This is a genomic window from Isoptericola sp. NPDC056578, assembly GCF_042793275.1.
Classification (GTDB): domain Bacteria; phylum Actinomycetota; class Actinomycetes; order Actinomycetales; family Cellulomonadaceae; genus Isoptericola.
The window spans coordinates 1-24,026 of sequence record NZ_JBHTVC010000057.1 but is presented as its reverse complement, the minus strand read 5'-3'; the positions used below and the strand labels follow the sequence as shown (position 1 = coordinate 24,026).

The 24,026-nt window shown below is 75.0% G+C and carries 22 protein-coding genes; 19 read left to right on the top strand and 3 right to left on the bottom strand.

Going from position 1 to position 24,026, the window contains the following annotated elements; all coding sequences use genetic code 11:
* Positions 1–58 precede the first annotated feature (58 nt).
* From ACFQ80_RS18145 to ACFQ80_RS18125, 5 genes are read left to right on the top strand one after another with little or no spacing between them, the layout of a single operon-like run.
* A complete protein-coding gene (locus ACFQ80_RS18145; protein ID WP_430564622.1) occupies positions 59–1,420 on the top strand; it encodes a Gfo/Idh/MocA family protein in 1,362 nt (453 codons plus the stop codon).
* The gene (locus tag ACFQ80_RS18140; protein ID WP_430564621.1) at positions 1,417–3,666 is read left to right on the top strand and encodes an alpha-N-acetylglucosaminidase TIM-barrel domain-containing protein; all 2,250 of its coding nucleotides are present in this window, start codon (positions 1,417–1,419) and stop codon (positions 3,664–3,666) included. Before ACFQ80_RS18145 ends, ACFQ80_RS18140 begins: the two co-directional genes overlap by 4 nt.
* The gene (locus ACFQ80_RS18135; RefSeq protein ID WP_430564620.1) at positions 3,663–5,051 is read left to right on the top strand and encodes an ABC transporter substrate-binding protein; all 1,389 of its coding nucleotides are present in this window, start codon (positions 3,663–3,665) and stop codon (positions 5,049–5,051) included. Before ACFQ80_RS18140 ends, ACFQ80_RS18135 begins: the two co-directional genes overlap by 4 nt.
* Complete coding sequence (locus ACFQ80_RS18130) at positions 5,048–6,004, top strand: carbohydrate ABC transporter permease (protein ID WP_430564619.1); 957 nt, start codon at positions 5,048–5,050, stop codon at positions 6,002–6,004. Before ACFQ80_RS18135 ends, ACFQ80_RS18130 begins: the two co-directional genes overlap by 4 nt.
* The gene (locus tag ACFQ80_RS18125) at positions 6,001–6,897 is read left to right on the top strand and encodes a carbohydrate ABC transporter permease (RefSeq protein WP_430551312.1); all 897 of its coding nucleotides are present in this window, start codon (positions 6,001–6,003) and stop codon (positions 6,895–6,897) included. Before ACFQ80_RS18130 ends, ACFQ80_RS18125 begins: the two co-directional genes overlap by 4 nt.
* Before the next feature lie 18 nt (positions 6,898–6,915).
* Here the strand turns inward: ACFQ80_RS18125 and ACFQ80_RS18120 are convergent, their stop codons facing one another.
* Positions 6,916–8,232, bottom strand: coding sequence for an alkaline phosphatase family protein (locus tag ACFQ80_RS18120; RefSeq protein ID WP_430564618.1), 1,317 nt, complete (start codon positions 8,230–8,232; stop codon positions 6,916–6,918).
* 191 nt (positions 8,233–8,423) lie between these two features.
* Here ACFQ80_RS18120 and ACFQ80_RS18115 point away from each other — a divergent pair, with 191 nt between their 5' ends.
* Genes ACFQ80_RS18115 through ACFQ80_RS18090 form a run of 6 tightly spaced genes read left to right on the top strand, consistent with a single transcriptional unit; the run spans position 8,424 to position 13,398 of the window.
* The gene (locus tag ACFQ80_RS18115) at positions 8,424–9,392 is read left to right on the top strand and encodes an ABC transporter ATP-binding protein (RefSeq protein WP_430551310.1); all 969 of its coding nucleotides are present in this window, start codon (positions 8,424–8,426) and stop codon (positions 9,390–9,392) included.
* On the top strand, positions 9,389–10,225 hold the full coding sequence (locus ACFQ80_RS18110) for an ABC transporter permease (RefSeq protein ID WP_430564617.1): 837 nt from the start codon (positions 9,389–9,391) through the stop codon (positions 10,223–10,225). Before ACFQ80_RS18115 ends, ACFQ80_RS18110 begins: the two co-directional genes overlap by 4 nt.
* A gap of 50 nt (positions 10,226–10,275) precedes the next feature.
* On the top strand, positions 10,276–11,526 hold the full coding sequence (locus tag ACFQ80_RS18105; RefSeq protein ID WP_430551308.1) for a sensor histidine kinase: 1,251 nt from the start codon (positions 10,276–10,278) through the stop codon (positions 11,524–11,526).
* Positions 11,523–12,128, top strand: a complete 606-nt coding sequence (locus ACFQ80_RS18100) for a response regulator (RefSeq protein WP_430557297.1) — start codon at positions 11,523–11,525, stop codon at positions 12,126–12,128. Before ACFQ80_RS18105 ends, ACFQ80_RS18100 begins: the two co-directional genes overlap by 4 nt.
* 40 nt (positions 12,129–12,168) lie before the next feature.
* The gene (gene recR, locus ACFQ80_RS18095) at positions 12,169–12,768 is read left to right on the top strand and encodes a recombination mediator RecR (protein WP_429766609.1); all 600 of its coding nucleotides are present in this window, start codon (positions 12,169–12,171) and stop codon (positions 12,766–12,768) included.
* Positions 12,769–12,828: 60 nt separating this feature from the next.
* Positions 12,829–13,398, top strand: a complete 570-nt coding sequence (locus ACFQ80_RS18090) for a DUF5063 domain-containing protein (protein ID WP_430564616.1) — start codon at positions 12,829–12,831, stop codon at positions 13,396–13,398.
* 9 nt (positions 13,399–13,407) lie between these two features.
* Here the strand turns inward: ACFQ80_RS18090 and ACFQ80_RS18085 are convergent, their stop codons facing one another.
* A complete protein-coding gene (locus ACFQ80_RS18085; RefSeq protein ID WP_430551305.1) occupies positions 13,408–13,935 on the bottom strand; it encodes an SRPBCC domain-containing protein in 528 nt (175 codons plus the stop codon).
* A gap of 91 nt (positions 13,936–14,026) precedes the next feature.
* On the opposite strand from ACFQ80_RS18085, the gene ACFQ80_RS18080 reads away from it, so the two are divergent.
* On the top strand, positions 14,027–14,803 hold the full coding sequence (locus ACFQ80_RS18080) for a TSUP family transporter (RefSeq protein ID WP_430551304.1): 777 nt from the start codon (positions 14,027–14,029) through the stop codon (positions 14,801–14,803).
* On the opposite strand, the gene ACFQ80_RS18075 is transcribed toward ACFQ80_RS18080, so the two are convergent.
* Entirely contained in the window at positions 14,800–16,569 is a 1,770-nt protein-coding gene (locus ACFQ80_RS18075; protein WP_430564615.1) for an N-acetylmuramoyl-L-alanine amidase, read from the bottom strand. The genes ACFQ80_RS18080 and ACFQ80_RS18075 overlap by 4 nt on opposite strands.
* 237 nt (positions 16,570–16,806) lie before the next feature.
* Between ACFQ80_RS18075 and ACFQ80_RS18070 the strand changes: the two genes are divergently transcribed.
* The 7 genes from ACFQ80_RS18070 to ACFQ80_RS18040 all read left to right on the top strand — a co-directional run bounded on the left by ACFQ80_RS18070 (position 16,807) and on the right by ACFQ80_RS18040 (position 23,981).
* On the top strand, positions 16,807–17,799 hold the full coding sequence (locus ACFQ80_RS18070) for an ABC transporter substrate-binding protein (protein ID WP_430564614.1): 993 nt from the start codon (positions 16,807–16,809) through the stop codon (positions 17,797–17,799).
* Positions 17,799–18,683, top strand: coding sequence for an ABC transporter permease (locus ACFQ80_RS18065; RefSeq protein WP_430564613.1), 885 nt, complete (start codon positions 17,799–17,801; stop codon positions 18,681–18,683). The genes ACFQ80_RS18070 and ACFQ80_RS18065 overlap by 1 nt, the downstream gene beginning before the upstream one ends.
* Complete coding sequence (locus ACFQ80_RS18060) at positions 18,680–19,396, top strand: ABC transporter ATP-binding protein (protein ID WP_430564612.1); 717 nt, start codon at positions 18,680–18,682, stop codon at positions 19,394–19,396. Before ACFQ80_RS18065 ends, ACFQ80_RS18060 begins: the two co-directional genes overlap by 4 nt.
* Positions 19,393–21,027, top strand: a complete 1,635-nt coding sequence (locus tag ACFQ80_RS18055) for an FAD-binding protein (RefSeq protein ID WP_430564611.1) — start codon at positions 19,393–19,395, stop codon at positions 21,025–21,027. The genes ACFQ80_RS18060 and ACFQ80_RS18055 overlap by 4 nt, the downstream gene beginning before the upstream one ends.
* Positions 21,024–21,428: a 4Fe-4S dicluster domain-containing protein gene (locus ACFQ80_RS18050; RefSeq protein WP_430564610.1), complete on the top strand. Its 405-nt coding sequence runs from the start codon at positions 21,024–21,026 to the stop codon at positions 21,426–21,428. The genes ACFQ80_RS18055 and ACFQ80_RS18050 overlap by 4 nt, the downstream gene beginning before the upstream one ends.
* Positions 21,429–21,550: 122 nt before the next feature.
* A complete protein-coding gene (locus ACFQ80_RS18045; RefSeq protein ID WP_429734073.1) occupies positions 21,551–22,855 on the top strand; it encodes an aspartate kinase in 1,305 nt (434 codons plus the stop codon).
* A 7-nt stretch (positions 22,856–22,862) separates the two neighbouring features.
* A complete protein-coding gene (locus ACFQ80_RS18040) occupies positions 22,863–23,981 on the top strand; it encodes an aspartate-semialdehyde dehydrogenase (protein WP_430564609.1) in 1,119 nt (372 codons plus the stop codon).
* Positions 23,982–24,026: the final 45 nt, after the last annotated feature.

Below are 24,026 nucleotides of genomic sequence, written 5' to 3'. Positions count from 1 at the left end.
CGCGTGCCCCCGGCGAGTCTCGTGACGCATCAGCGGCGACGAGGGTGAGGAGCAGGGCGTGCGACCAGTGACGATCGCCGTCGTCGGGGCGGGGCACCGTGGCGCCGAGGCGTACGCGGACTACTGCCTGCGGCATCCCGACGAGGTGCAGGTCGTGGCGGTCGCCGAGCCCGATGACGGCCGTCGTGCCGCCCTCGTCGCCGCGCACGGGATCGCGGCGGACCGGGCCTACTCGGGGTGGGAGGACCTGCTGGCGGCGGACAGGATCGCGGACGCGGTGGTCGTGGCCACCCCGGACCGGCTGCGCACCGGGCCCCTGCTGGCCGCAGCCCGGCGGGGGTACGCCATCCTCGTGGAGAAGCCGGTGGCCACCTCCCCCGCCGAGCTGGAGGAGATCGTGCGGGCGGTGGGCGAGGCGGACGTCCCGGTCGGGGTGGCGCACGTGCTGCGCTACACGGCGTTCTTCCGGCACCTCAAGGAGCTGCTCGACGAGGGCGCGGTCGGTCGCGTCGTGCACCTGGAGCAGACCGAGGACCCGGGGTACTGGCACTTCGTGCACTCGTACGTGCGGGGAAGCTGGCGGCGCGCGGACACCTCGAGCCCGCTCCTGCTGGCCAAGGCGTGCCACGACCTCGACGTGATCACCTGGCTCCTCGGGGCCGAGCCGGCCACCGTGTACTCCACGGGGGCACTCACGCAGTTCCGCGCGGAGAACGCGCCGGAGGGCGCCCCGGAGCGTTGCACGGACGGCTGCCCGGCGGCCGACGCCTGCCCGTTCCACGCCCCCCGGTTCTACGTGGAACGCCTGCGCGACCACCACGCCTGGCCGGTCACGGCGATCACCGGGGACACGTCCGCGGAGGGCCGGCTGCGCGCGCTACGGGAGGGCCCGTACGGCCGCTGCGTCTACCGCTGCGACAACGACGCGGTGGACCACCAGGTGGTGGCACTGACCTACGCCGCAGGGGTCACGGCCACGCTGCGGGTGGGCGCGTTCACGGAGGCGAACACCCGCACGGTGCGCATCCTCGGGTCGCACGGCGAGATCGAGGGTCGCCTCGACACCGGGGAGGTCACGCTGCGCCGCTTCCTGCCGCGCCGGGGCGCGGAGCTCGGAGGGGCGCCCCGGTGGGACCGCGACGCCGAGGGCCGGTCCGGGCTCCCGGACGACGACGTCGTGACCGTCGTCACCGCGCCCGTGGACGACGTCGACCTGCTCGTCGAGCCGGGGCGCCGCGAGTCCGACGGTCACGCCGGCGGGGACGACGGGCTGATGCGCGAGTTCGTCGCCACGGTGCGCGACCGGCGGGTGCGACCGGGGGTGCGGGTGCCGACCCACCTCGCCGACGCCGCCGTCAGCCACCGGATCGCGTTCGCCGCGGAGCGCTCGCGCAGCACGGGGGAGGTGGTGCACCTGTGACCGGGGACGTGACCCGCGACGCGGCCGGCGTCCGGCGGCTCGTGGAGCGTGCGACGGGCCGTCCGGCACGGGACGTGCGGCTCGACGTCGACCCGGGACTGGGGGAGGGGACGTTCCGGTACTCCGCCGCGGGCGGGACGCTCGAGGTGAGCGCGGGGGACGTCGCGACGCTGGGCGTGGGCTTCGCCCGCTACCTCGCCGACGTCGTGGGGCTCCAGGTCACCTGGGACGACCCTGTCGCGGCACGCGAGCGCCCCGACCGCTGGCCCGACGCCGCCCCCACCACGTGCCGCACCGACGCTGCGGTGCGGTACTACCTCAACGTCGTCACCACCGGGTACTCGGCGCCGTTCTGGGGCTGGGAGCGCTGGGAGCGCGAGGTCGACTGGATGGCGCTGCACGGCGTCACCGCGCCGCTGCTCACCCTCGGGCACGAGGCGGTGCTGCACGCGGCGTTCGTCGACGCCGGGGCGACGCCCGAGCAGTCGCGGGAGTGGCTCGGCGGCGCCGCCTACCTGCCGTGGACCTTCATGGGCAGCCTCAGCGGGTTCGGCGGGCCGTTGCCCCGGCGGTGGTTCGAGCGGCGTGCCGCCCTGGCACGGCGGGTCGCGGCACGGATGCGGGAGCTCGGGATGCGGCCGGTGCTGCCGGCCTTCGGCGGGCACGTGCCGGACGCGCTCGCCCCCGCCGGCGCGCGCCGCACCCGGTGGCAGAGGTTCACGACGCCGCTCCTGGAGCCGGGCTCGGCCGAGCTGGGGGAGCTGGCCGGGAGCGTGCGACGCCACCAGCAGGCCATGGTCGGCACCGACCACCTCTACTCCGCCGACCCGCTCATCGAGTCCGAGCCGCCCTCGGCCGACCCGGACTACCTCCGGGAGCTGGGCCGCTCGCTGTGGGAGGGCATCCGCGGTGCGGACCCGGCGGCCACGTGGGTCATGCAGGCCTGGCCGTTCCACTACCACCGGGCGTTCTGGACGCGGGAGCGCGTCGACGCCTTCCTCGAGGCGGTGCCGGGCGACCGCCTGCTGCTCCTCGACCTGTGGGCCGAGCACGCGCCCGTCTGGTCGGACGACCGGGAGATCGCCCGCCGGCCCTGGGTGTGGTGCACGGTCCACAACTTCGGCGCCCGGTTCTCCCTGCACGGCGACCTGCGGGGGCTGCTCGACGGGTACGGCGCCGCGCGTCGCTCGGCGCCCGTGACGCTGCGGGGGGTCGGCCTGGCGCCGGAGGCCATCGAGCACAACCCGGCCTTCTACGAGCTCGCCACCCGGCTGCCCTGGATCGAGGACCTCGACGGGTTCGACGTCGAGGGGTGGCTGGCGGGGTTCGTCGGGCGGCGCTACCGCCTCGCGGGGCACCCGCGCGTGCGCGACGCCGCGCAGGAGGCCTGGTGGGTGCTCGGCCGCACCGTGTACCGACCGGGCGCGACGCGGTCCGCGCCGTCCCCCGTCATCGCGCGGCCCGTCGACCTCGCCCCGCCGTTCGCGACCCAGCGGCGCGCCGGGGAGGCGCTCGACCCCGACCGGCCGCCGTCGGCGAACGTGGACGTCGACGCGGACAGGCACGTCCTGGGAGATCTGCCCGAGCTCGCCCGCGCGGCCGCGCTCCTCACGACCGTGGTCGAGGAGCTCGGGCCCCGCGGGCCCTGGGTGGAGGACCTGATCGACGTGACGACGCACGTCGCCGCGCAGCGGCTGCGCGCCCCGGTGCACCGCGCGGCCGCCGCGGCCGCCGCGGGCGACGCCGCCGCCGTCCGGGCGGAAGGCGAGACCGTGCTCGCGGCCCTCGACGACCTGGCGGCGCTCGCGGGCACCAGCGGGAGCCGGCTCGCGGGCCGCTGGGTCGAGGACGCCGCCCGGTGGGGCGACGACGCGGGCGAGCGCGCCGTCCTCGCGCGCGACGCCCGACGCATCGTGACGGTCTGGGGCCGCGACGACTCGGGCCTGCACGACTACTCGGGACGGCACTGGGCGGGCCTCGTGGACGGCCTGTACCGCCCGCGCTGGGCGGCGTGGTTCGCCGCGCTCGAGGCGGTCGCCGAGGGGGAGGACGCCGGGGCGGCCGTCGCACGGTTGCGGGCGGCCGTCGCCGACGCCGAGGAGACCTGGGTGGACGGCGACGTCCCGCTGCCGACCGCGCCGGGGGGCGACGTCGTCGTCGCCGCCGGCCGGCTCCTGGCGGCGCAGCAGGGAACGCACGACCGGACCGGCAGGGAGCCGGCGGAGCAGGAGGAGGCAACGAGATGACGACACCTAGGGTCATGCGCACCGCCCCGGCGTTCGCGGCGGCGGCGCTGCTGCTCGCGGCGTGCTCGGGCGGTGGTGGGGACGACGCCGCGGAGGAGGTCGACACCCTCACGTTCTGGACGGCGCAGACGACACCGGAGCGGGTCGCGGCGCAGGAGGAGATCGCGTCCCGGTTCACGGAGGAGACGGGCATCGACGTCGAGGTCGTGCCCCTCGCGGGCGCGGACCAGAACACGACGCTGCTGGCCAACGCGGCGTCAGGGGAGGTGCCGGACGTCATCCTGCACGGCTGGGAGCAGTCGCCGGCGTGGGTCGACCAGGGCATCCTCGACCAGGACGCCGCCGCCGAGCTCGTCGAGAGCCTCGGCCCGGACACGTTCGCCGACGGTGCCATGTCGATGGTCACGGTGGACGACCAGCCGTCCGGGGTCCCGATGGACGGCTGGGGCTACCTGCTGCTCTACCGCACCGACCAGTTCGAGAAGGCGGGCGTCGAGCCTCCGGAGTCGCTCGCCGACGTGGCCGACGCGGCCGAGGCGATGCGGGCGGCCGGCGACGGCGGCATCGCGCTCGGCACGCAGCCCGGCGACGCGTGGGCGGGGGAGACGCTCGAGGCGACGCTGCTGCCCAACGGGTGCCAGCTCGCGGAGGGCGGCACCGTGACGCTCGACTCGGACGCCTGCGTGGAGGGGCTCGAGCTCTACCAGCGCATGGCGGCGACGGCCGGCAAGGGCGAGCTCGACGTCGACGCCGCGCGCGCGTCGTACCTCGCGGGCGACTCGTCGATGGTGATGTTCTCCACGCACATCCTCGACGAGGTGGCGGGCTTCGACCCCAACAACCCGGTCACGTGCGACGAGTGCGCCGACGACCCGACGTACCTCTCCGCGAACACGGGCGTGGTGACCGGGCTGTTCGGCCCGAGCAACGACGACGCGGTCCAGTTCGGCAACGTGCTCCAGCTGTCGATCCCGGAGGGGGCGCAGACCGAGGCAGCGAAGCAGTACGTGGAGTTCCTCATGACGGAGGGCTACGCGGACTCCCTGGGCATGGCCACGGAGGGCCGGATCCCCACCCGGCTCGGCACCCCGGACAACCCCACCGAGTACGTGGACGCGTGGGCGACGCTGCCGTTCGGGGCCGACGGCGGGGACCGGTCGATCACGGACGTGTACGGGCAGGACGTGGCGAACGCGCTCGCGACGGGCGCGGAGCAGTACGTGCGCTGGGGCGCGGGCACGCCGGACGCGCTGCTGGCCTCCGTGACGATCCAGCAGCAGGTGGTGCCGCAGACCGTGGGCCCGCTGTTCTCGGACGGCGACCCCGCCCAGGTGGCGGACGACCTGCGGTCCGCCGTCGAGACGGTGCAGCAGGACCTCGAGTGACCCGCGTCGCCGCCCCGGTCCGGCGTCCTGCCCGGAGCACCCGCTCCCGGCAGGACGCCCGGGCGGGCGCCGCCCTGGTGACGCCGACGGTGCTGGTGGTCGCTGCCGTGGTGGTGCTGCCGTTCCTCGCAGTGGTGGTGCTCGCATTCCAGGACATCAAGCTCGCCCAGCTGCCGCACCTGACCCTCGCGGACCTCGAGCTCGACCCGGAGAACGTCGTCGGGCTGTTCACGTCGGCCGGGTTCTGGACGGCGCTGCGCACCACGGTGGTGCTCTCGGTGGCGACGGCGGTGCTGTCGGTCGCGGCCGGCGTCGCGATGGCCCTCGCGCTGCGGCGGCCGTTCCCGGCCCGGGCGGTGGTGCGGGCGCTGGTGCTCGTGCCGTACGTGCTGCCTGTCGTCGCGTCGATGCAGACGTGGCGCACCCTGCTGAACACCCAGTACGGCTGGGTGAACGCGGTGGGCACGAGCCTGCTCGGCTGGGACGAGCCGGTCGCCTTCCTCACCACGCCCGACACGACGGTGCTCGGCGTCACCGTCCCCGTGGCGCTGGTCAGCGTCATCGTGGTCATGGTCTGGCACACCTTCCCGCTGGCCTACCTGTTCGCGGCGGCGCGGCTGCACGCGGTGTCCGGCGACCTGGAGGAGGCCGCGGCGCTCGACGGCGCGGGACCGTGGCAGCGGATCCGTCACGTCGTCCTGCCGGAGCTGGCGGGGGTGGTCTCGATCCTCCTGCTGCTCCGCTTCATCTGGACGTTCCAGACCTTCAACGAGGTGTACCTGCTCACCGGGGGCGCGGCCGGGACCGAGGTGCTCGCGGTGCGGGTCTACAACGAGCTGGTCACCCGCTCGGACATCGGGGCGGCGTCTGGCGTCGGGGTGGCGATCACGGCGATCCTCGCCGTGTTCATCGCGCTCTACCTGGTGCTGCAGCGGCGGAGGGAGACGGAGTGAGGCAGGGTCCGGTCGAGGCGGCGGCGAGCCGTCGGAGGCGTCGACGGTCCGGGGGCGAGCGGGTCGCCGGGGCGGTGCGCGTCGTCGTGATCGCGGCGGGCACGCTGTTCGCGGCGTTCCCGCTGTTCTACGCGCTGGGGCTGTCGTTGCGCCCGTTCGCGGACGTCGCGGCGCACCCGGCCGTGCCGTGGCCCACGCAGGTGGACGTGACCCCGTACCTCACGGCGCTGCGACCCCTGGACGCCGGAGGCTTCGGGCTCGGGGGGTTCATGGTGAACTCGCTCGTGCTGGCGTCGTCCACCACGCTCGCCACCCTGCTGGTCTGCGTGCTCGGGGCCTACGCCGTGACCCGGCTGAGGTTCCCCGGGCGGGGCGTGGTGGGCGCGGTGTTCCTCGGGGTGTACATCCTCCCGGGGATCGCCCTGGCCGTGCCCCTGTACGTGCTGTTCAGCCGGCTGGGTCTGCGCGGGTCCATCGCGAGCCTCGTGCTCATCTACATGGCGAGCACGGTGCCGCTGGCCGTCTACATGCTGCGCAACTACTTCGCGTCCGTGCCGGCGTCGGTCGAGGAGGCCGGCGCGCTCGACGGGGCGAGCCGCCTGCAGGTGATCGGCCGCCTCGTGCTTCCCATGACGATGCCCGGCATCGCCGCCACCGGCCTGTACATCTTCATGATCGCGTGGAACGAGTACCTGTACGCCCTGCTCTTCCTCGTCGACGACCGGTCGCGGTGGACGGTGTCGCTGGGCGTGGCGCAGCTCGCGACGTTCGACGTGCCGGTCACGGTGCTCATGGCCGGGTCGATCGCGATCACCGTCCCCGTCGTCATCGGCTTCTTCGCCGCGCAGCGGGCGATGGTCAGCGGGCTCACGCTGGGGGCGGAGAAGGGCTGAGCCGTCGCGCGACCGGCGTCAGCCGCGCCGCAGCGCCTCCGACAGCACCCGGCCCTGGGCCCCGGCCGGCGGGTCGACGCCCAGCAGCGCGGCGATCGTCGGGGCCACGTCGACGTGCCGCGGGTCGCGCGGGTGCCGCCCGGGCAGGACGCCGGACCCGGCGAGCACGAGCGGCACCTCCAGCTCGGTGGTGGAGCCGTGCCGGCCCGCGGGCGCGGCGGGCGTGCTCCCGAACGACCAGCCCGGCTCCGGCTCGACGACGAGGTCGCCGTGGCGTGGGCTCATGCGCATCCGCCGCTGGTCGCGGTCGTCGTACACCGCCCGGACCTGGGGCAGCGCCTCGAGCGCGCGCCGGACGCGGCGCTCGGCCGCCGGGTCGTCCGCGGCGTCGCCCAGCAGCGTGAGGTCGGCGACACCGCCCACGACGATCGCGACGTCGGTGCCGGGGGCGGGCGACCTCCCGGCCGTGAGGACCTCGCCCGTGTAGCCGGCGTCGGCGATCGCGGCGAGGCCCTCCGCGGCGAACCCCTTGTCGAAGGTGGTCATGCCGTGGTCGCCGGTGACGACGAAGGTCGTGCGGCCGTAGATCCCCGCGTCCTTCGTGGCCTGGACCAGCCGGCCGAGCTGGGCGTCGAGCTCGGCGAGCGCGGCGGGGATGCCGGGGTGCTCGTCGCCGCCGGCGTGCCCGAGCGCGTCGAGCGCGTCGCAGTACACCGCGGTCAGGGCCGGCAACCCGTCGGCCCGGACCATCTCCCCGCCCGAGCTCACCGGCTCGCCGGCGAAGACCGCCACGGCGTCGTCGACGCGCCGGCTGCAGTCGCCACCCGGCTGGGTGTACAGGCCCTCGGGGTCGCCGTACGACACGCCATGGTCCTGCACGATGAACCACTGCGACGAGAAGACGGTGCCGCCGCCGGCGCGGACCGCCTCGGCGATCGTCGGCACCGCGAGGGCCCGCTGCTGCCCCTGGGCCGTGCCCGAGACGGGGTCGAACCAGTACGCGGAGTTGAGGTGCCGCTCCGGCCACGCCCCGGTGGCGACCGACGCCCACGACGGGTTCGTGATGGAGGTCATGACCCCGGTGGACGTCGTGACGGACCCGCGGCGCAGCAGCGCCTCGAGGTGCGGCATTGGCGCACGGCCCAGGTACTCGGCGTCGAACCCGTCGAGGGCGAGGAGCACCACGTGGTCGGCGCGCGCAGGGCCGTGCGCCGAGGTGACGGCGTCCGACGACGGTGGCGCGGACGACGCGGCGGCGGCCGGGACGACGACGGCGAGCGCGGACAGGGCGGCGACGGTGGCGCCGGCGAGAGGCCGGGCCCAGCGGTGGGTCACCCGACTGACGCTAGGGCGTGGTCGCCCGGGGCGCGCGTCCTGGGCGCAGAGTTCCCGGACCCGTCACCCGGGGGACATCAGCCCGTCACCGGGACGGCATGACAGATGTCACGGCCCGTCCGTGCGCTCCTCACGGAACCCGGTGACGGGCGGCACTACCTGCGACGACGCGCCGCCGCGAGGGTGGAGGCATGACTTCGGAACCCATCGTCCACGTCCGCGGGGCACGCCGCCGGTACGGCGCGTTCGAGGCCGTCCGCGGGGTCGACCTCGACGTCCACCGCGGGGAGCTCGTCGCCCTGCTCGGCACCAACGGGGCGGGCAAGACGTCGTTCGTCGAGCTCGTCGAGGGGCTCGCGCCCGCCTCCGGCGGCACGGTGCGGGTGCTCGGTCGCGACCCGTACCGGGAGCGGCGGCACGTCGTCCGCTCCCTCGGGATCATGCTGCAGAGCGCCGGGTTCTCCGGCGACCTCACCGTCGCGGAGACGGCGCGCACCTGGGCGGGCACCCTGTCGCGGCCGCGCCCGGTCGCCGACGTCCTCGGCGCCGTGGGGCTGGAGCACCGCGCGGACGTGCGTGTCGCCAGCCTCTCGGGCGGGGAGAAGCGCCGCCTGGACCTCGCGCTCGCCACGATGGGCGACCCCGAGCTCCTCTTCCTCGACGAGCCCACCACCGGCCTCGACCCGGAGAGCCGCCGCGCCACCTGGGCGCTGGTGCAGGGCATGCTCGACGCCGGCACCACGGTGCTGCTCACCACCCACTACCTGGAGGAGGCGGAGCAGCTCGCCGACCGCATCGCGATCATGCAGGCCGGCCGCGTGGTGCGGACGGGGTCGGTCGCCGACGTCGTCGCCGCGGAGCCCGCCCGCGTGGAGGCCGTGGTGCGCAACGACGGCGGCCGGGCCGTCGCGCCCGCCGTGGCGGACCTGCCCGCGCTGGCGGGCGTCGTCGGCGTCCCCGACGTCGACCGCACGGGCCGCCTGCGCCTGCGCACCACGCGCCTGCAGGACGACCTGCTCACCCTGCTCCAGTGGGCCGAGGCGCGGCGCCTGCGGCTGGACGACCTCGACGCCCGGGCGGCGTCGCTCGAGCAGGCGTTCCTCGCCCTCGACGACGGCGCCGACGCGCACCGCACGACCGACACGGAGGCAGCGGCATGACCACGACGACCACCACCCCGGCCCGCCGGCGGGCCGCGACGGGCACGGGCGGCGGCGGCCGCCGCGTCGCAGCCCTCGCCCGCGCGGAGCTGCGCCTGCTGGTGCGCAACCGCACCGCGCTGTTCAACGCGCTCGCCCTGCCGCCGATGACGGTCGGGCTGTTCGCCGCGGTCGGCGGCATCGGCGACGAGGCCCCCGCCGCGACGGGCGCCGTCCTGCTGAACCTGCTGACGTTCATGGCGCTCGCGTTCGTCGTCTACTACAACCTCACCGTCGCGTTCGTGGCCCGGCGCGAGGAGCTGGTGCTCAAGCGCTACCTCGTGGGGGAGTGCTCCCGCGCGGAGCTCCTGGTCGGCACGGCCGTCCCGGCGCTCGTGGTGGCGCTGGCGCAGACGGTGCTGGGAACCGTCGCGGTGTCGGTGTTCCTCACGCCGCCCGCGTTCGTCAACCCGCTGCTCGTCGTCGTGGCCGTGCTCGGCGGGGCCGCGATGCTCACGCTGCTGGCCGCCGCGACGTCCGGCCTGTCCCGCACCGTGGAGTCCGCGCAGCTCACCACGCTGCCGCTGCTCGTCGTCGCGATCCCGTTCGCCGGGCTGTTCGGCGCGCCCGGTGCGTCGAGCGGCGTGCTCGACACGATCGGCACGTTCACCCCGCTGCGCCCGATCACGGACCTCATGCTGCTCGGCGCCGGCGGGATCGACGGGGACGGGCAGGTGGTCACGTTCGCCGAGACGTTCGGCGCGGCCGCGCTGCCCGTGGCCGTGCTCGCCGCGTGGACGGTCGTGGGCGCGCTCGCCGCCCGGCGGTGGATGCGCTGGGAGCCGCGTCGGTGACCCACCTCCCGCCGGGGCGGCCGGCCCCGGCATCGTGGCAGGCTGACGGCGTGAGAACACGTCGTCGGCCCGGCACGGCCCTGGCGGGTGGTGCGCGCGGGGTCGAGACGTACACCCGCGTGAGCCTCTACTCGTTCGTCCTCCTCGAGCCCTTCTTCTACCTGTACGCGGTGGCGGCGCTGGCCGGCACGGACGAGGTGCCCGCGGTCGGCGCGGCGGCGGTCCTGGCGTGCCTGGGCCTCGTCCACATGGCGCTGTGCCTCGGCACCATCCACGTCGGGTTCGACGAGCCGCTGACCACCGGGCGGCGCCCCCGCCCGGTGGTCGTGGCGCTGCTCGCGGTGACGGGCGCCGTCTGGCTCGTGTCCGTCCTCGTGCTGCCCGCGGCCGTCGGGGGCGGCCTCATGGGCGACCCGCGCAGCATGATGATCGCGGTGGCCGGGGCGGCGACCTGCGGGGCCCTCGCCGTCGCGACCCCGATCCGGCGCGTGCTGACCGTCGGTCTCGCGGTGCCGGTCGTCGTGATCGGCGTCCGGCTCGCCTCCGACGCGAGCGCCGGGACGGTCGCGTCCGCGCTCGGCACCGGCCTGGGCGCGTACGTCTTCCTCCTGTTCTGGGCGTCGACGGTGCGGCTGTCCATGTGGATCGTCGAGGTGGTGCGCGAGCTCGACACCGCGCGGCAGGCCTCGGCGCGGCTCGCCGTCGCGGAGGAGCGGCTGCGCATCGCGCGCGACATGCACGACGTCGTCGGACGCGCGCTGTCCGCCGTCGCGGTGAAGTCCGAGCTCGCGGCCGCGCTCGCGCGTCGCGGCGACCCGCGGGGTGCCGACGAGATGGACGACGTGCGCACGCTCGCCCAGGACTCCCTGCGCGAGGTGCGCGGCGTCGTCGCCGGCTATCGGGCGGCCGACCTGTCGACGGAGCTCGACGGGGCCCGGTCCGTGCTGCGCGCGGCGGGGGTGACCGTGCGGGTCGTGGGCGAGGTGCCGGAGCTGGCGGCCCCGCAGGCCGACGCCTTGGCCTGGGTGGTGCGCGAGGCCGTCACGAACATCGTGCGGCACTCGGCCGCGCGCGAGTGCCGGATCGATCTGGACAGGCAGGAGGAGACGGGGGAGATGGTGCTGAGGGTGAGCAACGACGGAGCCCGCGTGGGCGTCGCCGGGGTGGCCGGGCTGGAGGGCGGCGCCGGCCTGGTCGGGCTGCGGGAGCGGCTCGCCGCCGTCGGGGGAGCGCTCGACGTGGCGGCCGACGGCGACCGGTTCGTCCTCACGGCCCGCGTGCCGGGGGAGGTGGACGGGTGATCCGCGTGGTGCTCGCCGACGACGAGACGCTGATCCGGGACGCGGTCGCCCAGCTGCTCGCCCTGGAGGACGATCTCGAGGTCGTGGCGGTCGCGGGGAACGGGACGGAGGCCGTGGCGACGATCGAGCGGCACGCCCCCGACGTGGCGGTGCTCGACCTGCAGATGCCGGGCGCCGACGGGATCGAGGTCGCCGAGGCGGTCCGCAGGACGGTGCCGGCCTGCGGTGTCGTCATCGTCACGAGCCACGGCCGGCCCGGGCACCTCAAGAAGGCGCTCGCCGCGGGGGTGCGGGGCTTCCTGCCCAAGTCGGTGTCGGCGGCCGTTCTGGCGGGCGCCGTGCGACAGGTCGCGGGCGGCGGCCGGTACGTGGACCCGGAGCTCGCGGCCGACGCGATCTCCGCGGGCGACTCGCCCCTGACCGCCCGCGAGGCGGACGTGCTCGAGCTCGCCGCCGACGGCGCGCCCGTGGAGGAGATCGCCGAGCGGGCCGCGCTGGCCCCCGGCACGGTGCGCAACTACCTGTCGTCCGCCGTGGCCAAGCTGGGGGTCGCGAACCGGCACGAGGCCGTCCGGCTGGCGCGTGCCAAGGGCTGGCTCTGAGAGGCCGGACCGTCCCCGCCAGCCCGTAGGCTGGACCCTTGTGTACGAGGGCGCAGTCCAGGACCTGATCGACGAGCTCGGCCGCCTCCCCGGCGTCGGGCCCAAGAGCGCGCAGCGCATCGCGTTCCACCTGCTCGCGGCGGACGCCGCCGACGTGCGCCGGCTCGCCGACGCGCTCACCGAGGTCAAGGCGCGCGTGCAGTTCTGCGAGACGTGCGGCAACGTCGCGGAGTCGGAGAGATGCCGCATCTGCGCCGACCCGCGCCGCTCCGACGACGTGATCTGCGTCGTCGAGGAGCCCAAGGACGTCGTCGCGATCGAGCGCACCCGCGAGTTCCGGGGCAGGTACCACGTGCTCGGCGGCGCCATCAACCCGATCGAGAACGTCGGCCCCGACGACCTGCGCATCAGCCAGCTCATGACGCGCCTGGCCGACGGCACGGTCACCGAGGTCATCCTCGCCACCGACCCCAACATCGAGGGCGAGGCGACGGCCACGTACCTGTCGCGGCTCATCGCGCCCATGGGCGTCACCGTCTCCCGCCTCGCGTCGGGTCTGCCCGTCGGGGGAGACTTGGAGTACGCGGACGAGGTGACCCTCGGTCGCGCGTTCGAGGGCCGGCGGGTCGTCGGCGGCTGACCGGCTCCCGCAACCGTCGGTCGAGCCTGTCGAGACCACGACGCAGGAGGAGGGGACCCCGTGGGTGAGATCGAGGCCGGATCCGAGTTCCGGGACGTCGCCGAGCAGATGTCCGCGCAGGCGCGGACGTTCCTGTCGACGACGACGCAGGTCGCGTCCGGCGCCGCACCGGGCGCGGAGATCGCGCTGCTCATCCTCGCGACGTCCGACCTGCTGTCCGCGGGGGCGCGCCTCGCCGCCATCGTGGACGTCGTCCCCGCCGAGCGGTGGGAGCCCGACGCCGGGCCCGAGACCGACGTGGACCCGCTGCGTGACGCGCTCGCGCAGATGTTCGACGGCTTCGACGACTACGTCGAGGTGTCCGACCCGGCGCTGAGCGCCGAGGTCGCGCCCGCGACGCTGTCCGGCGACCTGGCGTGCGTCGCCGAGGAGATCGCCAAGGGCCTGCAGCACTTCGACGACGGGCACGAGCTCGAGGGCCTGTGGTGGTGGCAGTTCAGCTACCTGTCCTCGTGGGGCGAGCGGGCGTCGTCGGCGCTGCGCGTGCTGCAGGGGGTGCTCGCGCACCTGCGGCTCGACGTCGCGGACGACGTCGCCGCCGAGGCGGAGTACGACGCCCTGCACTCCTGAGCCGGGGCGTCAGCCCGCGGCGGTCGCCGCGCGGGCGTAGTGCTCGCGCTGCGCGGGGTAGTACGACTCCCACGCCACCGTGTCCGCACCCCGCCCCGAGCGCACCGCGACGAGCCGGTCGAGGTAGTACTCCCACCCGGGACCGATCGAGGCGGCGTCGTCGTCCGGGCCCAGCCGCTGCCGGAACGTCAGCGTCGTCACCCCGTCCGCCTCCGCGAGGTCGAGCGCCAGGTGCCAGACCCCGCCCGGCGTGGCCGTGTCGACGGCGTACCCGCGCGGCGGCTCGCACCGCGTGATGACGCACTCGGCGGCCTCGGCGTCCGGGCTCTCGGCGGTCATGAAGAACTGGACCGTGCCGGTCGCCGGGTCGCCCTCCCAGCGGCCGACCCACGCCTCGAGCAGGCCCGGCTCGGTGATGCTGGCCCACACGTCGGCGGCGTCGGCGTCGAACCTGCGCACGACGACGAGCTCGCGCCGGCCGGGCCCGTGCTCGACGGTGCCGGTCGCCGCGACGGCGGGGCGCTGCTCGTCCGTCATGCCTCCCAGGGTGGCACGGGGCGGCGGTCGTGGGGCGGTGGGCGGTGGGACGGGCGCCGATCGGCGTCGGCGGGCATGACAGGATTCCCCGGTGCCCGACCTCGACACCCTCACCATCGTGCTGCTCGTGCTGGCCGGGCTCACGGCCGGCTGGGTCGACGCCGTCGTCGGCGGTGGCGGGCTGATCCAGCTGCCCGCGCTGCTGCTGGTGCCGGGGATCTCGCCGGTGCAGGCGCTGGCCACCAACAAGCTCGGCTCGATCATGGGCACGTCCACCAGCGCGATCACGTACTACCGCCGGGTGGGCCCGGACCTCACGACGGCGGGCCCGATGGCGCTCGCCGCGCTGGCCGGGGCCTTCGGCGGCGCCGCGCTGGCCAGCCGCATCCCCGCCGACCTGTTCAAGCCGATCATCCTCGTGGTGCTGATCGGGGTGGCCACGTACACGGTGCTCAAGCCGAAGCTGGGCGCGCACGACAACCTGCGCTGGGAGGGCAACCGGCACCGCTGGACGGCCGCCGGCATCGGCCTCGTCATCGGCGCGTACGACGGCCTGCTCGGCCCGGGCACCGGCACGTTCCTCGTCATCGCGCTGGTGAGCGTGCTCGGCTACGCCTTCCTGCCGGCGTCGGCGCTGGCGAAGATCGTCAACTTCGCGACCAACCTCGGCGCGCTGCTGTTCTTCGTGCCGCACGGCGCCGTGCTGTGGGGCCTGGGGCTGATGATCGGCGCCGCCAACCTCGTCGGCGCGTACGTCGGGGCGCGCATGGCCGTGGCGAAGGGCAGCGCCTTCGTGCGCGTCATCTTCGTCGTCGTCGTGGGCGCGCTGATCGTGAAGCTGGGCTACGACGTCGTCACCGGCGCCTAGCGGTGCGAGGGGCCCGCGGGGAACTCGTTCAGCAGGGCTGACGTCACCCTCACGTCCCGCAGCTCGGTCCAGCCGACCGCGCGGGTGAGCCGCCACCAGGCGTCCCTGGTGTAGACGCGCTCCCGGCGGCCGTCGTGGATCCGGTAGAGGTAGCCGGTGCGCTCGGACCTGGCGAAGAACGAGATGGGCTCGACGTCGAAGGCGTTCCTGGCCCTGTCGGGGATCCGCGGGTCGGTGCAGTCGCCACCCCAGTGGCGCACGGTGTCGCAGGCGGTCGCCCACATGAGGTCGCCGTTGCCGTCCAGCATGACGTAGCGGCCGGACGGCACCCGGGCCCAGCGGGAGTCGAAGTCGGTGCCCCGCTCCAGGCTCGTCAGGAACGTGTGGCTCGCGTACGAGGCCCGGCCGAGCCGCTCCGCCAGCGCCGCACGAGCCCTGGTGCTCGTGAGGAGATGCCGCGTGCCGCCGGAGACGAACCACACCTCGTCGCGGGAGAGGTGGGGGCGGTACTCGACGAGGTACCCGGTGCTCGTGTTCCACAGGTGTCGCCACCTGGCCTGGCCGCTCGCGACCTTGCTGCGGATCTCGGCCAGGCGCCGGTAGATCGAGGCCCCCGGACAGGCGGTGCTGCCCACGTCGCGGTGCCCGGAGATCCTGGCCTCGCGCGAGCCGTCGAGGGTGGTGTGGCCGCGGGCCGGGACGCCGTGCAGGGCGAGCTTCCACGCCAGCAGGTCGATGACGCCGCGGACGGCCGCGTCGCTGACGGTGGCCTGCTCGTAGTCGCCGAGGACCGACACCCCGACGGTCTCGTCGTTGACCCCCACGGCGTGCGCGCCGACGATCTCGAGCTCGACGCCGCCGTCGCGGCCCTCCCAGGTGCGGCCCCACCGGTCGACGAGGAAGTTGTACCCGATGTCGCCCCAGCCGCGGGTCTTCGCGTGGTACGTGTAGATGCCACGGATGATCGACGGCACCTGCGCGGACGTGTAGCCGTTGGTGCCGGCGGTGTGGTGGATGATCGCGCCCTTGACCTGGCCCTGCCGAGGGGTCCAGGTCATGAGGGACTCGTCGGCACCCCAGTCGGCGCGGGAGCGGATGGCGGGCCCGTCGTGCTGGTCCCCGGCCGCCACGGCGCCGGCGAGCGACACGGCGCCGCCGGCACCCTTCCCGAAGGGCGACAAGCCGCCGGCGTCGTCGAGCGACGAGTCCGCGGCGGCTCGGTCCACCGCGCCCTGGCCGGGGTCGACGGCGACGAGCTCGACGTCGTGCACGTCCTCGGCCGCCACGTTCTCGACCGCCACCTGGACCTGGTCCACGTCCCCGACGACGAGGGGGGCCGACCCTCCCTCGGCCGCGTCGGGGTCGAGCGCCTCGATCTCCAGGGGGCTCCACCCCGACCAGGTGGCGCCCCCGTCGTCCGAGGTGCGGGCCCTGATGACCAGGCCGGCGGCGGCGGGACCGGCCCAGGTGACCCCGACGGTCGCGAACCCGCTGACGTCGGAGGCGGCGGCGAGGACGTCCCCGCTGGTCGTGGTCCGCGCCGGATCCGAGCCGAGGGTGCGGGCGGTGGCCGGGTCGGGTGCCCCCGCCGGGGTCGTCCTGACGGTCGCCTCGACGGCGGACGGGTCGTCGCCCGCGGAGCCTCCGGCGGGCGTCGTGGCGGACCGCTCCGCGAGGTGCGGCGTCGCCACGGCCGCGGGAGCCCCGGTGGCGACGAGCGCGAGCACCACGGTGGCGGCGGCGGATGTCCAGCGGTGTGCTGTCATCGGTCGGTCTCCTGGCACGGATGGCAGGTGGACGACGCCAACATAGACCGGCACGTGCGGGCGTGCGACGCGGTGCACGGCGGCACGGGCCGGTCGACGTGTGGCGCCGCACCCCATCCGCCAGACGGCGGATGTCCAGATGGCAAGACGATTCCCCCGATCTCGACCAATCCGCTCGGGGGGATCTAGTTTCCGGCGCGTGCCGACGACCCGTCCGCCCGTCTCCGAGGAGTCCTCATGACCGTGCCCGCGTTCTCCGTCCGCCCTGCCCACGCCCTGCTCGGGGCGGCGCTCGTCGTCGCCCTGTCGGCCTGTTCGGCGGCGTCGCAGGCCGACACGGGCTCCGGCGAGGACGCGTCCGTGGGGACGCTCCGCGTGGGCGCCACGTCCGTCACCGGGACGCCGGCCGGCTCCCTCGGCTGGGGCGACAAGGAGGGGATCCTGCTCGACGAGCTGAAGGACGCCGGCGTCGACAAGATCGAGTACTCCTTCTTCCAGTCGGGCAAGGACGTCGTCGCCGCGCTGCTGGGCGGCGCCGTCGACGTCGCCGCGGTGGGCGACAACCCGGCGCTCACGGCCCGCGGCAACGGGGCCGAGGTCGAGCTGCTCGCGCTCGACTCGATCAACGGCGACACCTGGCTGATCGGCGCGCCCGGCGGCCCCACCACGATCGAGGGCCTCGTCGGCAAGGACGTGACGGCGCCGCAGGGCACCATCCGCGACCGGTCCGCCCACCAGCTCGTCGAGGCCGCCGGCCTGGCCGACCAGATCGAGGTGAAGGACCTCGGCACCCCGGAGTCGATCGCCGGGCTCAGCTCCGGCTCCGTCGACGCCACCCTCGTGGGCGGTGCGAGCGCCGTCGAGCTCGCGCGCAAGGGGTTCCCCGTGATCGACCGCACGTCGGACCACGGCCTCGAGAGCACCGGCGCGACGATCGCGTCGACGGAGTTCGTCGACGCCCACCCCGGGTTCCGCGCGGCCTGGCAGGGCGCCGTCGTCGCGACGAACCAGAGCATCGTCGACCGCTTCGACGAGTACACGCAGTGGGTCGCCGAGACGGACGGCGTGGACGTCGACCTCGTGCGCGAGGCGACGCACGAGGACGAGTTCACCCTCGAGCCGTACCCCGACGCCGGCCTGGACCAGCTCCAGTCCGCGCACGACTTCCTGCACGACGACGGCGCGTTCGACGAGGCCTTCGACGTCCGCGAGTGGGCAGGGGTCTCCTGATGGCGGCGCCGACGCTCGAGAGCCGACCGGCCGCCGCGCCCGCCCCCGCGGGCGGGGCCCCGGACGGCCTCGTGGACGTGACCGCCGGCGGGCGCCCCCGCCGCGGGCCCTGGTCGCGGGTGCCGCGCCGCGTCCGGAGGCTGACCGGGCCGGTGGTGCTCCTCCTGGCCTGGGCCGTCGCCAGCGAGCTGGGGCTGCTGAACCGCGACCTGTTCCCGCCGCCGCTGGCGGTCGCCGCCCGTACGTGGGAGCTCGTCGTGTCGGGCGAGCTCCAGACGCACGTCGGGGCCTCGCTGGCGCGCGTCGTCGTCGGCACCGTGATCGGCGTGCTGGTCGGCGGTGCGCTCGCCGTCGTCGCCGGCCTGACCCGCACCGGGGAGGACCTCCTGGACTCCACGATGCAGATCCTCAAGGCCGTGCCGAACTTCGCTCTCCTGCCCCTGCTCATCATCTGGATGGGGATCGGCGAGGAGCCCAAGATCGTCCTCATCGTGCTCGGCGTGGGCATCGCCATCTACATCAACACCTACGGCGGCATCCGGAACGTGGACGCGCAGCTCGTCGAGGTGGCCCAGACGCTGGGCGTCAGCCGGTGGCAGCTGGTGACGCAGGTGGTGCTGCCGGGCGCCGCGCCCGGATTCCTCGTGGGGCTGCGGCTCGGGCTCAGCAGCGCCTGGCTGAGCCTCATCTTCGCCGAGACGATCAACACCACGCAGGGCATCGGCTACCTGATGTCCCGCGCCCAGACGATGCTGCAGTTCGACGTGTCGGTGCTCATCATCCTCATCTACGCCGTCGCCGGGCTGCTCAGCTATGCGCTCGTGCGGCACCTCGAGCACCGGCTGCTCGCCTGGCGCGCGGGGTTCACGGGGGTGGCGGCATGACGGCGGCGCAGGACGCCGTCGTCGTGCGGGGCGCGCGACGCGCGTTCGGCGAGCAGGTGGTGCTCGACGGGCTGGACCTCGTCGTCCCGCGCGGCCAGTTCGTCGCGATGCTGGGCCACAGCGGGTCCGGGAAGAGCACGCTGCTGCGCGCCCTCGCCGGGCTCGACCCCGACGTGGGCGGCACCGTGCGCGTCGTGCCGTCGCCCGCCGTCGTCTTCCAGAACCCCCGGCTGCTGCCGTGGCGGCGCGTGCTGGCGAACGTCGTCTTCGGGCTCCGCGGGCCGGACGCCGCGGAGCGCGGCCGGGCCGCCCTGGCGGAGGTCGGGCTGGAGTCCAAGACCGACGCCTGGCCGCGGACGCTGTCGGGCGGCGAGGCGCAGCGGGTGTCGCTCGCCAGGGCCCTCGTGCGCGAACCGCAGCTGCTGCTGCTCGACGAGCCGTTCGGCGCGCTCGACGCCCTCACACGGCTCAAGATGTACGGGCTGCTGCGCGACCTGTGGGAGCGGCACCGGCCCGCCGTGCTGCACGTGACGCACGACGTCGACGAGGCCGTGCTCCTCGCCGACCGGGTGGTCGTCCTGACGGCCGGTCGGATCTCGTTGGACCTGCCGGTGACGCTCGACGCGCCGCGATCCCGGTCCGTCGACGGGTTCGCGGCCCTGCGTGCCCGGCTGCTCGCCGAGCTCGGCGTCGACGAGAAGGTCGGCACGTGAGCGGGGCGGACGCCCTCGAAGCCTGGGCCGACGTGCTCGTCCTCGGCGGCGGCCCCGCCGGCACGTGGGCCGCTCTGGCGGCCGCCGGGGCGGGGGCCGAGGTCGTGCTCGCCGACAAGGGGTACTGCGGCACCAGTGGTGCCACGGCCTCGGGCGGCAACAACCTGTGGCTCGTCGAGCCCGGCGAGGCCCGCGTGCGGGCGGCCCGGGCGCGCGCCGAGAAGGGCGGCCACCTCACCGACGACACCTGGATGGCCCGGGTCCTGGAGACCACGTGGGAGCAGCTCGACGTGCTCGCCGCCAAGGGCTACCCCTTCCCGCACGACGCCGCGGGGGCGCCCGTGCGCAGCAGCCTCCAGGGGCCGGAGTACATGCGCCGGATGCGCCGGGCCGTCCACCGCGCGGGGGTCCGACTCCTCGACCACCACCCGGCGCTCGAGCTCGTCGCCGACCGGGACGGCCTCGTCAGCGGCGCGGCCGGCGTCGCCCGCCAGGACGGCGGACGGCCGTGGCGGGTGCGCGCCCGCGCGGTCGTCGTCGCCACCGGCGGGTGCGCCGCCCTCGCCGGCGGCTTCGGCACGAACGTCGACACGGGCGAGGGCGTCCTCATGGCGGTGGAGGCCGGGGCCGAGCTGTCCGGCATGGAGTTCTCCACGGCGTATGCGCTCGCCCCGGAGTGGGGCGTGCACACCAAGGGGCGGATGCTCCAGTGGGCCACCTTCTACGACGAGCGGGGCGAGGCGCTCGGCGCGGGCGACGACGGGCCGGGCCGGCAGCTCGCTCAGTCGCTCCTGGTGCAGGGGCAGCGCGTGTACGCGCGCCTCGACCGGGCGCCGCGCGAGATCCACCAGAAGATGCGCGACGCCCAGCCCAACTACTTCGTCCCCCTGGACAAGGCAGGGGTGGACCCGTTCACGACGGCGTACCCGCTGCGGATGGTCTACGAGGGCACCGTGCGGGGGACCGGCGGCCTGCGCGTCGTCACCGACGACTGCGCCACGACGGTGCCCGGCCTCTACGCCGCCGGCGACGCCGCGACCCGGGAGCTCGTCACCGGCGCGATCAGCGGCGGGGGCAGCCACAACGGCGCCTGGGCGATCTCGTCGGGCACCTGGGCGGGCCGGGGCGCCGCCCGCTTCGCCCTCGCCCGCGGCGGCGTACCGGACCGGGTCGACGCGCTCGGCCGGGCCGGGCTGCGGCCGTCGGACGGCGCGGCGGCCGACGTCGACGCCCGCGAGGTGATCGCCGCGGCCCAGCGGCACGTGCTGCCCCCGGCACGCACCGTGCTGCGGACCGCCGCGGGCCTGCGCGCGTCGCAGGCAGAGCTCGAGACGCTGTGGGGCGCCGCCGTCCCGGGGCTGGCGGGGGAGGGCCGGGAACGGCTGCGGGCGCGCGTCGCGGCGTCGCTCGTCGCGCACGCCCGCTGGGTCACGACCGCCGCGCTCGCGCGCGGGGAGTCGCGGGGGATGCACCGGCGGGTGGACGCGCCCGCCGCCGACCCGCGGCTGCGACACCGCCTCCTCACGGGAGGGCTGGACCGCGTCTGGACCCGTCCCGAGGGGCCTCCGGCCCCGCTGTCCGCCCCACGGCCGGCCTCGCCGTCCACCACGAGAGAGGAGGTGCCCGCGTGATCGAGGTCGTCAGCGCCGCCCGGTGCATCTCGTGCGACATCTGCATCAGGGTGTGCCCCACCGACGTGTTCGACCGCGGCGAGGACGGGGTGCCCGTCGTCGCGCGCCAGTCGGACTGCCAGACCTGCTTCATGTGCGAGGCGTACTGCCCCACCGACGCCCTGTACGTGGCGCCCCTGGCCGGGCCCGCGCCGTCGGGAAGCCCGCACGCGGACGAGGACGTGCTCGCGGCGGCCGGGTCGCTCGGCGCCTACCGTGCGCTCCTCGGGTGGGGCGGCGGTCGCACGGCGGGGAGCAGGCGGGACGCGAACGCCGAGCTGGCGGACCACCCGCCTCTGGCCGAGGCGCGGCTCGCCGCCCCCGCGCCGACGACCGACGCCACCTGGCACAGCGGGCCGTGAGGTGTTCACGACCTGGACCACGCCCACGGCACGAGGTGACGACGACGTAGCATCGACGGGCAAGCACACGCCCCGGCGGACCGTTGAGAGAGACGGAGGCCGGCCAGCAGAAGGTTGTGACAATGGCACTAGTCGTGCAGAAATACGGCGGATCATCCGTCTCCGACGCCCACAGCATCAAGCGCGTGGCGAAGCGGATCGCCGCGACCAAGCGAGCGGGGAACGACGTCGTCGTCGTGGTGAGCGCCATGGGCGACACCACGGACGAGCTCCTCGACCTCGCCGGGCAGATCACCCCCCTCCCCCCGCAGCGCGAGCTGGACATCCTCCTCACCTCCGGTGAGCGCATCTCGATGTCCCTGCTCGCGATGGCGATCACGAACCTCGGGGTCAAGGCGAAGTCCTTCACCGGCCAGCAGGCCGGCCTCATGACCGACGCGGTGCACGGCCGCGCGCGGCTCGTGGACGTGGTGCCGCACCGCATCCGCGAGACGGTGGAGAAGGGGCAGGTCGCGATCGTCGCGGGCTTCCAGGGGGTCAGCTCCACCAACGACGTGACGACGCTCGGCCGCGGCGGCTCGGACACGACGGCGGTCGCGCTCGCGGCCGGCCTCGACGCCGACGTCTGCGAGATCTACACCGACGTCGACGGCGTGTTCACCGCCGACCCGCGCATCGTCCCGAACGCCCGCAAGATCGACCGCGTCACGTACGAGGAGATGCTCGAGCTCGCGGCGTCCGGCGCGAAGGTCCTGGCCCTGCGTGCCGTGGAGTACGCGCGCCGCTACGACGTGCCCGTGCACGTGCGCAGCTCGTTCAGCAACACCACCGGCACCCTCGTCACCGGCACGCACGGCGACGCGATCGACCCGAACGCCCCGGCGGCCGAGCAGGAGGAAACCCAGATGGAAGCCCCGATCATCTCCGGCGTCGCGCACGACCGCAGCGAGGCCAAGATCACCGTCGTCGGTGTGCCGGACAAGCCCGGCACCGCGGCCCGCATCTTCGAGGTCGTGGCCGGAGCGGGCGCGAACATCGACATGATCGTGCAGAACGTGTCGGCGGCCCACACCGGGCTCACGGACATCTCGTTCACGCTGCCGCACGCGGACAGCCCCAGCACCCTGGCCGCGCTCAACGCGCTCCAGGAGGAGCTCGGGTTCGCGTCGCTGCAGTACGACGACCAGATCGGCAAGCTGTCGCTGGTGGGCGCGGGGATGAAGTCGCACCCCGGCGTCTCGGCACGCCTGTTCGGCGCCCTGCGCGACGCGGGCATCAACATCGAGATGATCTCCACCTCGGAGATCCGCATCTCGGTGGTCACCCGGGAGGACGCCCTGGACGACGCCGTGCGCGCCATCCACACCGCGTTCGACCTGGACTCCGCCGACGGCGAGGCCGTCGTCTACGCCGGCACGGGGCGGTGACGCGCTGATGGTCCAGATCAACACCACCGGCGTGAACGTCGCCGTCGTCGGTGCCACCGGCCAGGTCGGCGGCGTCCTGCGGCGCCTCCTCGCGGAGCGCGCCTTCCCCGTCAAGGAGCTGCGGTTCTTCGCCTCGGCGCGCTCGGCGGGCAGCACGCTGCCGTTCGAGGGCGTGGACGTCGTCGTCGAGGACGTCGCCGCCACGGCCACCGACGACCTGGCGGACGTGGACGTCGCGATCTTCTCGGCGGGCGGCGGCACGTCGCGCGAGCACGCGCCCCGGTTCGCCGAGGCGGGCGCCGTCGTCATCGACAACTCGTCCGCGTGGCGGCTCGACCCCGAGGTCCCGCTGGTCGTCTCCGAGGTGAACCCGGAGGCGATCGCCGACGCCGCCAAGGGCATCGTCGCCAACCCGAACTGCACCACGATGGCCGCGATGCCGGTGCTCAAGCCGCTGGCCGACGAGGCCGGGCTGGAGCGCCTGCGCGTCGCGACCTACCAGGCGGTGTCGGGCTCGGGGGTCGGCGGGGTCAAGGAGCTCGCCGACCAGGCGCGCGCCGCCGTCGCCGGCGACCTCGAGGGGCTGGCGCACTCCGGCGCGGCGGTCGACTTCCCGGCGCCCGAGAAGTACGTCGCGCCGATCGCGTTCGACGTGCTGCCGCTGGCGGGCAACCTCGTGGACGACGGCTCCGGCGAGACCGACGAGGAGCAGAAGCTCCGCAACGAGTCGCGCAAGATCCTCGGCCTGCCCGACCTGGCCGTCGCGGGGACCTGCGTCCGCGTGCCGGTGTTCTCCGGGCACTCGCTGGCGATCCACGCCGAGTTCGGCGCCGCCATCACCCCGGAGCGGGCGCGCGAGCTGCTGGCCGCCGCGCCGGGCGTCGAGCTGGCGGACGTCCCGACGCCGCTGGCCGCGGCGGGCGCCGACCCGTCGTTCGTCGGCCGCATCCGCACCGACCAGTCCGTGCCCGGCGGTCGCGGCCTCGTGCTGTTCGTGTCGAACGACAACCTGCGCAAGGGCGCGGCGCTCAACGCCGTGCAGATCGCGGAGATCGTCGCCGCGGACCTGGCCGAGCTCGACGCGCTCGACGACGTCGACGCGGCGGAGGCCGCCCCCGCGAGGTAGCGCGAGATCTGCCGAGGTAGCTCGGGGCCCGACGACGAGCGATCG

Excerpts from the sequence above, each read along its gene's own strand:
- ACFQ80_RS18135 (WP_430564620.1), top strand. The coding sequence starts at position 3,663 with ATGACGACACCTAGGGTCATGCGCACCGCCCCGGCGTTCGCGGCGGCG.
- ACFQ80_RS18065 (WP_430564613.1), top strand. The coding sequence starts at position 17,799 with ATGGCGGCGCCGACGCTCGAGAGCCGACCGGCCGCCGCGCCCGCCCCC.
- ACFQ80_RS18115 (WP_430551310.1), top strand. The coding sequence starts at position 8,424 with ATGACTTCGGAACCCATCGTCCACGTCCGCGGGGCACGCCGCCGGTAC.
- ACFQ80_RS18070 (WP_430564614.1), top strand. The coding sequence starts at position 16,807 with ATGACCGTGCCCGCGTTCTCCGTCCGCCCTGCCCACGCCCTGCTCGGG.
- ACFQ80_RS18110 (WP_430564617.1), top strand. The coding sequence starts at position 9,389 with ATGACCACGACGACCACCACCCCGGCCCGCCGGCGGGCCGCGACGGGC.
- ACFQ80_RS18060 (WP_430564612.1), top strand. The coding sequence starts at position 18,680 with ATGACGGCGGCGCAGGACGCCGTCGTCGTGCGGGGCGCGCGACGCGCG.
- ACFQ80_RS18075 (WP_430564615.1), bottom strand. The coding sequence starts at position 16,569 with ATGACAGCACACCGCTGGACATCCGCCGCCGCCACCGTGGTGCTCGCG.
- ACFQ80_RS18040 (WP_430564609.1), top strand. The coding sequence starts at position 22,863 with ATGGTCCAGATCAACACCACCGGCGTGAACGTCGCCGTCGTCGGTGCC.
- ACFQ80_RS18045 (WP_429734073.1), top strand. The coding sequence starts at position 21,551 with ATGGCACTAGTCGTGCAGAAATACGGCGGATCATCCGTCTCCGACGCC.
- ACFQ80_RS18085 (WP_430551305.1), bottom strand. The coding sequence starts at position 13,935 with ATGACGGACGAGCAGCGCCCCGCCGTCGCGGCGACCGGCACCGTCGAG.